At 69.9% G+C, this 7,507-nt stretch carries 6 protein-coding genes; 4 read left to right on the top strand and 2 right to left on the bottom strand.

Annotated features, from left to right (window positions below; genetic code table 11):
- Positions 1-333: 333 nt before the first annotated feature.
- Complete coding sequence (locus AB0924_RS38325; protein WP_358940745.1) at positions 334-1,695, bottom strand: glutamine synthetase family protein; 1,362 nt, start codon at positions 1,693-1,695, stop codon at positions 334-336.
- Positions 1,696-2,032: 337 nt separating this feature from the next.
- Between AB0924_RS38325 and AB0924_RS38320 the strand changes: the two genes are divergently transcribed.
- Entirely contained in the window at positions 2,033-3,220 is a 1,188-nt protein-coding gene (locus AB0924_RS38320; RefSeq protein ID WP_366913964.1) for a globin domain-containing protein, read from the top strand.
- Between the two features lie 102 nt (positions 3,221-3,322).
- Here AB0924_RS38320 and AB0924_RS38315 read toward each other — a convergent pair whose 3' ends face one another.
- Positions 3,323-3,778 carry an Rrf2 family transcriptional regulator gene (locus AB0924_RS38315; RefSeq protein WP_358927086.1) on the bottom strand — a complete coding sequence of 152 codons (456 nt, stop codon included), beginning with the start codon at positions 3,776-3,778 and terminating at the stop codon, positions 3,323-3,325.
- Between the two features lie 136 nt (positions 3,779-3,914).
- Between AB0924_RS38315 and AB0924_RS38310 the strand changes: the two genes are divergently transcribed.
- The 3 genes from AB0924_RS38310 (at position 3,915) to AB0924_RS38300 (ending at position 7,384) form a co-directional block, all read left to right on the top strand.
- A complete protein-coding gene (locus tag AB0924_RS38310; protein WP_358927087.1) occupies positions 3,915-4,592 on the top strand; it encodes a DUF3105 domain-containing protein in 678 nt (225 codons plus the stop codon).
- On the top strand, positions 4,589-5,221 hold the full coding sequence (locus AB0924_RS38305; RefSeq protein WP_366913963.1) for a DUF305 domain-containing protein: 633 nt from the start codon (positions 4,589-4,591) through the stop codon (positions 5,219-5,221). The genes AB0924_RS38310 and AB0924_RS38305 overlap by 4 nt, the downstream gene beginning before the upstream one ends.
- A 219-nt stretch (positions 5,222-5,440) precedes the next feature.
- Positions 5,441-7,384 (top strand): S53 family peptidase, encoded by a 1,944-nt coding sequence (locus AB0924_RS38300; RefSeq protein ID WP_358927089.1) that lies wholly within the window; start codon positions 5,441-5,443, stop codon positions 7,382-7,384.
- Positions 7,385-7,507: the final 123 nt, after the last annotated feature.

The raw sequence follows: 7,507 nt of genomic DNA, 5'->3' as shown, positions 1-7,507 counted from the left end.
ACCCACCGACTGCCCCTGACCGAGGCACCGACCGGCTACGACCTGTTCAAGAACAAGAAGGACCACTGCGAGAAGGTCGTCCTCAAGCCGTGAGGAGCGCGGGTCCGACCGGGTGCCGGGCCCGCGGTGAGCGGAGCGGGCCGTTGTGAGCGAGGGGGCAGCGAGAGCCGCAGACCTGAGCGCACTCGGGCCGCATCGAACGAGCTACGGCGCGCTGCCATCCGGTCTGACGGCCCGGAGACGGCCCGGCGACCGAGCGACGCCCCGGGGCTGACGGTCGGCGACTGTCAGCCCCAAGGGATCGCTCCGGCGGTAACCCACTCTGACCTGCGGCTACAGCACCGGCAGGTTCTTCCGCAGTTCGAAGGCCGTCACCTCGGAGCGGTACTCCTCCCACTCCGACTTCTTGTTGCGCAGGAAGAAGTCGAAGACGTGCTCGCCGAGGGTCTCGGCGACCAGGTCGCTGCTCTCCATGAGGGTCAGGGCCTCGCCGAGGTTCTGCGGGAGGGGCTCGATGCCCATCGCGCGGCGCTCGGCGTTGGACAGGGCCCAGACGTCGTCCTCGGCGCCGGGGGGAAGCTCGTAGCCCTCCTCGATGCCCTTCAGACCCGCCGCCAGGAGGACGGCGTAGGCCAGGTACGGGTTGGTGCCGGAGTCCAGGGAGCGGACCTCCACGCGCGCGGAGCCGGTCTTGCCGGGCTTGTACATGGGCACGCGGACCAGGGCGGAGCGGTTGTTGTGGCCCCAGCAGATGTAGGAGGGGGCCTCGCCGCCGGCGCCCGCCGTGCGCTCGGAGCCGCCCCAGATGCGCTTGTAGGAGTTCACCCACTGGTTGGTGACCGCGGAGATCTCCGCCGCGTGCCTGAGCAGGCCCGCGATGAAGGAGCGGCCGACCTTGGAGAGCTGGTACTCGGAGCCCGACTCGTAGAACGCGTTGCGGTCTCCCTCGAAGAGGGACAGGTGGGTGTGCATGCCGGAGCCGGGGAATTCCGAGAACGGCTTCGGCATGAACGTCGCCTGCACGCCCTGCTCCAGCGCCACCTGCTTCATGACCAGGCGGAACGTCATGATGTTGTCCGCCGTGGACAGGGCGTCGGCGTAGCGCAGGTCGATCTCCTGCTGGCCGGGCGCCCCCTCGTGGTGGGAGAACTCCACCGAGATGCCCATCGACTCCAGCATGGTGATCGCCTGGCGGCGGAAGTCCATGCCCACGTTCTGCGGGGTGTGGTCGAAGTAGCCCGAGTTGTCGGCCGGGGTCGGGCGGGTGCCGTCGACGGGCTTGTTCTTCAGCAGGAAGAACTCGATCTCGGGGTGGGTGTAGAAGGTGAAGCCCAGGTCGGAGGTCTTGGCCAGGGCGCGCTTGAGGACGTAGCGCGGGTCGGCGAAGGACGGGGAGCCGTCGGGCATCAGGATGTCGCAGAACATGCGGGCGGTGCCGGGGGCCTCGGCGCGCCAGGGCAGGATCTGGAAGGTGGAGGGGTCCGGCTTGGCGATCATGTCGGACTCGTAGACCCGGGCGAAGCCCTCGATGGCGGAGCCGTCGAAGCCGATGCCCTCGTCGAAGGCCTGCTCCAGCTCGGCCGGAGCCACGGCCACGGACTTGAGGAAGCCCAGCACGTCCGTGAACCACAGGCGTACGAACCGGATGTCGCGCTCCTCCAACGTCCGGAGCACGAACTCCTGCTGCTTGTCCATCTTCCGCTTCCCCATCCTTGCTGGTCAGGCCGCCCGGGTTCCCGCATCGCGGGGGCAGGCGGTCGGGCACCTGAGCATCACACCACAACACCGTTTCACGTGCGTTGCGGACCTTGATCGCCGGGGCGTCCTCGGCCTGAACGCCTCACATACGGCAGGTGTACCGCTCTGCCGCCCATCTTGCCTGCCCGGGGCGGCATCCGTAATGGCCGGTCCGCTTCGGGCGTGACCGACACCACCCCTCTTAAATTTGCATCTCAGATGCAAGTTTCTCTACCGTTTTGATCAGTCGAGCGATCGAGCGAGTCGAAGCGATCGAGCCCATCGAGGAGTCCTGATGCTGTCCGAGCAGTCAGCAGCCACCGTCCGCGCCACCCTGCCCGCCGTCGGCGCGGCCATCGGCGATATCACCGAGCGCTTCTACGCCCGGCTGTTCAAGGCCCACCCCGAACTGCTGCGGGATCTGTTCAACCGCGGCAACCAGGCCGCCGGCATCCAGAAGCAGGCCCTGGCAGGCTCCATCGCCGCCTTCGCCACGTACCTGGTGAACAACCCCGAGCAGCGGCCCGACGCGATGCTCGAGCGCATCGCCCACAAGCACGCCTCGCTGGGCATCGTCCCCGAGCAGTACCCGGTCGTCCACGAGCACCTGTTCGCCGCGATCGCCGAGATCCTGGGCGACGCGGTCACCCCCGAGGTCGCCGCCGCCTGGACCGACGTCTACTGGCTGATGGCCAACGCCCTCATCGCCATCGAGAAGCGGCTGTACGCGCAGAGCGAGCAGCGGGGCTGGCGCGAGTGGAAGGTCGTCGAGCGGATCGACGAGACCGCCGACGTCGCCGGTTTCAAGCTCCGCCCGGTGGACGACGGCCCGGTGCCCGGCTACCGCGCCGGCCAGTACGTCTCGGTCGGCGTCACCCTCGCGGACGGCGCCCGGCAGATCCGCCAGTACAGCCTGACCGCGGCCCCCGGCTCGCCGGAGCGGCAGTTCGCCGTCAAGCGGGTGGCCGGCGACGGCACCGCGCCCGACGGGGAGGTCTCCAACCACCTGCACGCCCATGTGCGCGAGGGTGACGTCCTGCAGCTCTCCGCCCCCTACGGCGACCTGGTCCTGGAGGACACCGAGGCGCCGCTCCTGCTCGCCTCCGCCGGTATCGGCGTCACCCCGATGATCGCCATGCTGGAGCAGCTCGCCCTCACCGGTCACCGGGCGCCGGTGACCGTGGTGCACGCCGACCGCTCCCCCGCCGCGCACGCCCTGCGCTCCGACCACGAGGCGTACACGGCCAAGCTGCCCGACGCCGAGCCGGTCTTCTTCTACGAGCAGGACGCCGAGGGTGCCGGGCGAACCGGCCTGGTCGACCTGACGGACGTCGACGTCCCGGCCGGTACGCACGCCTACCTCTGCGGTCCGCTGCCCTTCATGCGCGCGGTGCGCGCCCAGCTCATCGAGAAGGGCGTGGCCCCCGCCGACATCCACTACGAGGTGTTCGGCCCGGACCTCTGGCTCGCCAAGGCCGCCTGACCCGGACGAGCGCGCAGGGCGCCCCGCGGGACTTCACCGGTCCCGCGGGGCGCCCTTCCGCGTCACCGGGCACGTCCCCCCTGCCGGGGGCGGGGCGCTCCGCTACCGGGGCTGCGGCGCCCGGCCGATCTCCAGCAGCAGCGGAGCCGTCGGGCTCACGACGATGTCCTGCACCGTCACCGGGTCCAGCGCCGCGTAGAAGGCCTCCTGGGCCCCGCGCAGCGCGCCCCGCAGCCGGCAGCCGGCGTTCAGCGGGCAGGGCGCGACGCCCTGGCCGGCGCCGTCGCAGTCGACGACGTCGCCGTCGCCCTCGAAGGCGCGCACCACGGCACCCACCGACGCCGTGCGCCCCTTTTCGGTCAGACTCAGGCCTCCGCCCCGGCCGCGCCGGGCGTCGAGCAGCCCCATGTGCTGGAGTTCGGCGACGACCTTGGCCGCGTGGGTGTAGGGCACGTCCATGTCCCCCGCGACCTGACGGGTCGTGGGGCTGGTCTCGTCGGCGACGGTGAGTCGCATGAGGACCCGAAGGGCCAGGTCGGTGGAGCGCAGCAGCCGCATACCACGAGAGTAGGTAATGCGCATCGCGGGTTCAAATTATTCGGTTCCCGTGCCCTCGCTGGGGAACGGCCCGCCGAGCGCACTACGATCGGCGAGCCCCATCGTCCACGCCACTTCCCCCAGAAGGACACGCCTCATGGGTTCCGCCAAGAACAGCAGCGCCGCCGCGCGCAAGGCACGCATCGAGGAGATGCGGCGCGCCGAGCGCGCCCGCGCGCGCCGCAACCGGGTGCTCACCGTCGCCGCCAGCGTGGTGGTCGTCGCCGGCCTCGCCGTCGGCGGTGTGGTGCTGGTGAACTCGCAGTCCGGCAAGAAGGACTCGGCAGCGAGCGGCGACGCCAAGAACTCCGGCGATTCGGGGCACTTCACCACCGGCAAGGACGGGGTGCGGACCTGGTCCGGGAAGCTGTCGCGGACACACGTCACCAGCAAGGTGTCGTATCCGATGCAGCCGCCGGTCGGCGGCAACCACAACCCGGTGTGGCTCAACTGCAACGGCGACGTCTACACCGAGCCGGTGCAGAACGAGAACGCCGTGCACGCGCTGGAGCACGGCGCGGTCTGGGTGACGTACACCGGCAAGGCCGCCAAGGCGGACGTCGACGCGCTCTCGGCGAAGGTGAAGAAGACGCCGTACTCGCTGATGAGCCCGTACGAGAACCAGGCCGCCCCGATCATCCTGTCGGCGTGGGGCCACCAGGTGACCGTGAAGAGCGCGAGCGACCCGAAGGTGGACAAGTTCTTCGCCACGTACGTGCAGGGCAAGCAGACGCCCGAGCCGGGCGCCTCGTGCACCGGTGGGGCGATGAAGTGAGGCGGCGGCACGTCGGCTGGGCGGCGGGCGCGGCCGCGGCGGTGCTCGTCGCGGCCGGCGCGATCACATACGCGGTGGCCGAGGACTCCGGCGGGACGGACACCGCGACGCCGGCGGCCGGGTCCGCCGACGCCGGGTTCGCGCGGGACATGGCCGTCCACCACCAGCAGGCCGTCGAGATGTCGTACATCGTGCGGGACCGCACGAAGAACGAGGAGGTGCGCCGCCTCGCCTACGACATCGCGCAGACCCAGGCCAACCAGCGCGGCATGCTGCTGGGCTGGCTGGACCTGTGGGGGCTGCCGAAGGTGTCCGCCGACCCGCCGATGACCTGGATGGGCATGGGTGACATGCCCGCCGGCGAGGACGGGGCGCTGATGCCGGGGATGGCGACCAACGCCGAGATGAAGAAGCTCGGCACGCTGAACGGCAAGCAGGCGGAGGTCTTCTACCTCCAGCTCATGACGGACCACCACAAGGGTGGCGTCCACATGGCCCGGGGCTGTGCCGCCAAGTGCGCGGTGGGGGTGGAGAAGCGGCTCGCGCAGGGCATGGTCGAGGCGCAGCAGTCGGAGATCGAGCTGATGGCGGGGATGCTCAAGGAGCGTGGCGCACAGCCCCGTTCATAGCATCACCATCCGGACTCTCATCGTAAAAAACTCAAATCGCCTTGAATGAAGGTTGTTTGAGCTTCTCTTGACCTTTGCGTTCCCCTGGCATGAACGGTTCATCGCAAGAGTGGCCATCGTCGTGTGATCCATTCGCCGGTCCGAACCGCCGCGGGCCGGTGCGTTCCTCCACGACGTTCCAGCCACTACGTGCATGCGAACCGCATCGCAGGGGGTTCTATGAGATCCAACCGCGCCAAGGTGCGCGCCGGCGTGAGCATGGCAGCGACGCTGCCGATGATCGCCGGTGCGCTGGCGCTGGGCATACCCACGGCGCACGCCGCGGACGGCCCGGCCCGTGACGCGCTGAAGGGCACCAGGCCCGCGTGGGCCACCGCCAAGGCGGACAAGGGTGCCACCTCGAACGACGCCCAGGTCAAGGCCCGGGTCTATCTGGCGGGACGGGACGCGGCCGGTCTGTCGGCCTACGCCAAGGCCGTGTCCGACCCGAACTCGCCGCTGTACGGCAAGTTCCTGAGCGCCAAGAAGGCGCAGGCCCGCTTCGGGGCCACCAAGGCCCAGGTGACGGCCGTCAAGTCCTGGCTGAGGTCGGCCGGTCTGACGGTCACCGAGGTCACCTCGCACTACGTCGCCGTCTCCGGTGACGTGGCCGCCGCCGAGAAGGCGTTCGGCACCCAGTTCCACAACTTCGCCAAGGGCTCGAAGACCTACCGTGCCCCGGCGACGACCGCGTCCGCGCCGGCCGGTCTGAAGGGTGCCGTCCTGACCGTCACCGGTCTGGACAACGCCCCGCACAAGGCGCACCACAAGGACCAGCTTCCGCCGCCGGACGCCGTGTTCAAGAACTCCGGGCCGTTCTCCTCGTACTACGGCTCGAAGACCGCGAGCACGCTGCCGGACGCGTACGGCCAGAAGGTCCCGTACGCGATCAAGGGCTACACCGGCAAGCAGCTCCGCGCCGCCTACGGCGCCGGCAGCTACACCGGCCAGCACGTGCGCATCGCCATCACCGACGCGTACGCCTCGCCGACCATCGCCTTCGACGCGGGCAAGTACGCGGTGAAGAACGGTGACGCGGCCTGGAAGACCGGCCAGCTCCACCAGGTGCTGCCGAAGAACTACACCAAGACCGAGGAGTGCGGCGCGGCCGGCTGGTACGGCGAGGAGACCCTCGACGTCGAGGCCGTGCACGCGGTCGCACCGGCCGCCGACGTCACGTACGTGGGCGCCGCGTCCTGCTACGACGACGACCTGCTGGACTCGCTCAGCAAGATCGTCGACGGTCACCTGGCCGACATCGTCTCCAACTCCTGGGGCGACATCGAGGCCAACCAGACGCCGGACCTCCTGGCCGCCTACGACCAGGTCTTCCAGCTCGGCGCGGTGCAGGGCATCGGCTTCTACTTCTCCTCCGGTGACAACGGCGACGAGGTCGCCAACACCGGTGTGAAGCAGGTCGACACCCCGGCCAACTCCTCGTGGGTGACCGCGGTCGGCGGTACCTCGCTGGCCGTCGGCAAGGGCGACAAGTACCAGTGGGAGACCGGCTGGGGCACCGAGAAGGCGTCCCTGTCGGCCGACGGCAAGAGCTGGACGGGCTTCCCGGGCGCCTACACCTCGGGCGCGGGCGGCGGCACCAGCAAGACGGTGCCGCAGCCGTACTACCAGAAGAACGTCGTCCCGAAGGCGCTCGCCACGGCCAACAACGCCGCCGGCAACCGCGTCGTCCCGGACATCGCGGCCATCGCCGACCCGAACACGGGCTTCCTGGTCGGCCAGACCCAGACCTTCCCCGACGGCACCGAGCAGTACAGCGAGTACCGCATCGGCGGCACCTCGCTGGCCGCTCCGGTGATCGCGGCGGTCCAGGCCCTGGCCCAGGAGGCGCGCGGCGGCAAGGCGCTCGGCTTCGCCAACCCGGCGATCTACGCGAAGTACGGCAAGAAGGGCGTCTTCCACGACGTCACGGACAACCCGACGGGCTCCGGCCTGGCGGTCGCCCGGATCGACTTCGTGAACGGCTTCGACGCCGCCGACGGCCTCGCGACCTCGGTCCGCAGCCTCGGCAAGGACAGCTCGCTGTCCGCGGTGAAGGGCTACGACGACGTCACCGGCGTGGGTTCGCCCGCGAACGGCTACGTCCAGTCGTACCGGCGTCACTGATCCGCTGACCCGGTAGAGGGGGCGTGGGGTGCTCGCACCCCACGGGCAGGTAGCAGACGAGAACGTCGACCTGCTTGTCCTTGAGGACCTGGACAACGTCCACGGGCTCCTCGGCGGACTCCT

It is taken from the genome of Streptomyces sp. NPDC047869, from assembly GCF_040704065.1.
Taxonomy (GTDB): domain Bacteria; phylum Actinomycetota; class Actinomycetes; order Streptomycetales; family Streptomycetaceae; genus Streptomyces.
Note: the sequence above shows the minus strand (reverse complement) of the source record. Positions and strands in the feature narration are given on the sequence as shown.

Excerpts from the sequence above, each read along its gene's own strand:
- AB0924_RS38325 (WP_358940745.1), bottom strand. The coding sequence starts at position 1,695 with ATGGACAAGCAGCAGGAGTTCGTGCTCCGGACGTTGGAGGAGCGCGAC.
- AB0924_RS38320 (WP_366913964.1), top strand. The coding sequence starts at position 2,033 with ATGCTGTCCGAGCAGTCAGCAGCCACCGTCCGCGCCACCCTGCCCGCC.
- AB0924_RS38315 (WP_358927086.1), bottom strand. The coding sequence starts at position 3,778 with ATGCGGCTGCTGCGCTCCACCGACCTGGCCCTTCGGGTCCTCATGCGA.
- AB0924_RS38310 (WP_358927087.1), top strand. The coding sequence starts at position 3,915 with ATGGGTTCCGCCAAGAACAGCAGCGCCGCCGCGCGCAAGGCACGCATC.
- AB0924_RS38300 (WP_358927089.1), top strand. The coding sequence starts at position 5,441 with ATGAGATCCAACCGCGCCAAGGTGCGCGCCGGCGTGAGCATGGCAGCG.